Annotated in this window: 5 protein-coding genes; all 5 read left to right on the top strand. The window is 40.5% G+C overall.

The window, feature by feature from the left end:
• Positions 1–136: 136 nt before the first annotated feature.
• On the top strand, positions 137–433 hold the full coding sequence (locus tag LJE11_RS18905; RefSeq protein WP_082431306.1) for a conjugal transfer protein: 297 nt from the start codon (positions 137–139) through the stop codon (positions 431–433).
• Positions 352–852 carry an antirestriction protein ArdA gene (locus LJE11_RS18900; protein ID WP_227296389.1) on the top strand — a complete coding sequence of 167 codons (501 nt, stop codon included), beginning with the start codon at positions 352–354 and terminating at the stop codon, positions 850–852. Before LJE11_RS18905 ends, LJE11_RS18900 begins: the two co-directional genes overlap by 82 nt.
• 20 nt (positions 853–872) lie before the next feature.
• Entirely contained in the window at positions 873–1,376 is a 504-nt protein-coding gene (locus LJE11_RS18895; protein ID WP_117660764.1) for an antirestriction protein ArdA, read from the top strand.
• A 117-nt stretch (positions 1,377–1,493) separates the two neighbouring features.
• Entirely contained in the window at positions 1,494–1,892 is a 399-nt protein-coding gene (locus LJE11_RS18890; protein WP_227296388.1) for a conjugal transfer protein, read from the top strand.
• Positions 1,870–2,187, top strand: a 318-nt coding sequence (locus tag LJE11_RS18885) for a hypothetical protein (RefSeq protein ID WP_227296387.1), incomplete at its 3' end; no start/stop codon positions are given. The genes LJE11_RS18890 and LJE11_RS18885, both read left to right, overlap by 23 nt.

Genomic DNA, 2,187 nt, shown 5'->3' with positions numbered 1-2,187 from the left:
TGCAGTTTTAGGAGAATTTCTATTATTCAACTGGAGAATTTTTCTCTAGTGCTAACAAAAATATTTACACAAAAAGCAGTTAGTCTTAGGATTGACTGCTTTTTTCTTACCTAAAATTTCAGATTGGAGTGATTACATGAACGATATTTTTAGGGATATGCAGGCAAACGTCGGCTGTGATTATCTTTCTGACCTGCCCTCTTACAAGCGTAAGGTGTGGCAGGAAATGAAACGGCTGAACCCTGCCGACTATGAAGAAAGACAGTTAGAAGATTTTTCTAACTATGTGTTTGGTATGTCGTACCAGACCATAAAAGATGTGATGAAGCAACAGAAAGGACGTGAGGAACAATGCAGGAAACAAGGGTGCTGGTGGAAACGAGAGGAACAACTGGCGAAGAAACAATATCATACTGGTTTGAACTGCCGATAGATGTTGCCGAGTTTGAAGAAAAGTTAGGTATCGGTGCAGAAAGTGGGGATTACCGTATTATCGAAAAGGTGTTGCCTTATGCTGATGAAGTCCACGAACATACAAGCGTGTACCAGCTCAACGAATTAGATTTTATGTACCGCCAGCTTTCAAGTGATATGCAGGAAGAATATGTATCACTACTTACGGTGTTTGAAAATTTAGAAGCACTTTATATTTGCAGGAATGTGATTACGGTTTATCCCAACTGCAAAAGCATGATAGATGTTGCAAAGCAAAAGCTGATGAACGACCCGACGTTCAAACATTTATCCGAGGACTGTCAAGCCTACTATTTTGACTTTGAAGCCTATGCTTCTCACTTGCAGGAACACGGGAAATTTTTAGTAACAGAACACGGTATCTTTGAACTGCCATAGTAAGAAATGAGGTGGTGCTTATGATTGATGATATGGCGGTTTACATTGCTAATCTTGGCAAATACAATGAGGGCTATTTAGTTGGTGCTTGGTTCATATTTCCTATTGACGAGGAAGATGTGAAAGAAAAAATCGGCTTGAATGAACAGTATGAGGAATACGCAATCCATGATACCGATAACTTTCCCATTGCGATTGGCGAGTATGTTTCCATTGAAGAACTGAACTCTATGTATGAAATGATAGAGGAACTTCCCGACTATATCGTAGAATGTCTGGACGAATTTATCAGCCACTACGGGACGCTGGAAGAAGTCGTGGAACACAAGGACGATATTTATTATTATCCCGACTGTGAAACCATGACAGACGTTGCCTATTACTACATAGACGAATTGCAGGCACTTGGGGATATTCCACCCAGCTTACAGAATTACATTGACTATGAAGCCTACGGGCGAGATTTGGATATGGGCGGTTGCTTCATTGAAACAAGCCGAGGTATGTGCGAGATACCATATTAACGCTGGAAGATCAGCAACAAGCATTGTTGCTACTGACAGCGTATTTCTCTTTTAAGGGACAGTCTGAAACATGGCTGTCCTTTCCATTTAGAAACTTACGAAAGGAGCTGAAAGAACTTGAAAAAGATTAAATCTTATACGGGTATCTGGAACGTGGAAAAAGTCTTGTATGCAATCAATGACTTTAACTTACCCTTTCCCGTTACCTTTACACAGATTACATGGTTTGTGATTACAGAATTTATCATCATTCTGTTTGGGGATATGCCCCCACTTTCCATGATTGAGGGAGCATTTCTCAAATACTTCGGTATTCCCGTTGCTCTCACTTGGTTTATGTCGCAGAAAACCTTTGACGGAAAGAAGCCGTACAGCTTTTTGAAATCACAGATAACCTATGCCCTGCGACCAAAAATCACTTATGCAGGAAAAGCCGTAAAACTGCATAAGCAGATATTGAATAAAACAATCACGGCAGTAAGGAGTGTGAACTATGTTCCCGATAAAATATATTGACAATAACCTTGTCTGGAACAAGGACAATGAGGTGTTCGCCTACTATGAGCTGATACCGTACAACTATTCTTTCTTATCCGCAGAGCAGAAATTTATTGTGCATGACAGCTTTCGACAGCTTATCGCACAGTCCCGTGAGGGTAAAATTCATGCCTTGCAGATTGCCACGGAAAGCTCCATACGAAGTATGCAGAAACAGTCAAAGAAACTGGTAACTGGAAAATTAAAGGAAGTTGCTTACCAGAAGATAGACGAACAGACCGAAGCGTTAGTATCTATGATTGGGGACAATCAA

It is taken from the genome of Blautia sp. DFI.1.216, from assembly GCF_020594215.1.
In the GTDB taxonomy this organism is placed as follows: Bacteria; Bacillota; Clostridia; order Lachnospirales; family Lachnospiraceae; genus Blautia_A; species Blautia_A wexlerae.
This window is presented reverse-complemented; position numbering and strand designations above follow the sequence as displayed.

What these genes read in the sequence shown, in the direction of transcription:
- LJE11_RS18905 (WP_082431306.1), top strand. Translation starts at nt 137, where the DNA reads ATGAACGATATTTTTAGGGATATGCAGGCAAACGTCGGCTGTGATTAT.
- LJE11_RS18900 (WP_227296389.1), top strand. Translation starts at nt 352, where the DNA reads ATGCAGGAAACAAGGGTGCTGGTGGAAACGAGAGGAACAACTGGCGAA.
- LJE11_RS18895 (WP_117660764.1), top strand. Translation starts at nt 873, where the DNA reads ATGATTGATGATATGGCGGTTTACATTGCTAATCTTGGCAAATACAAT.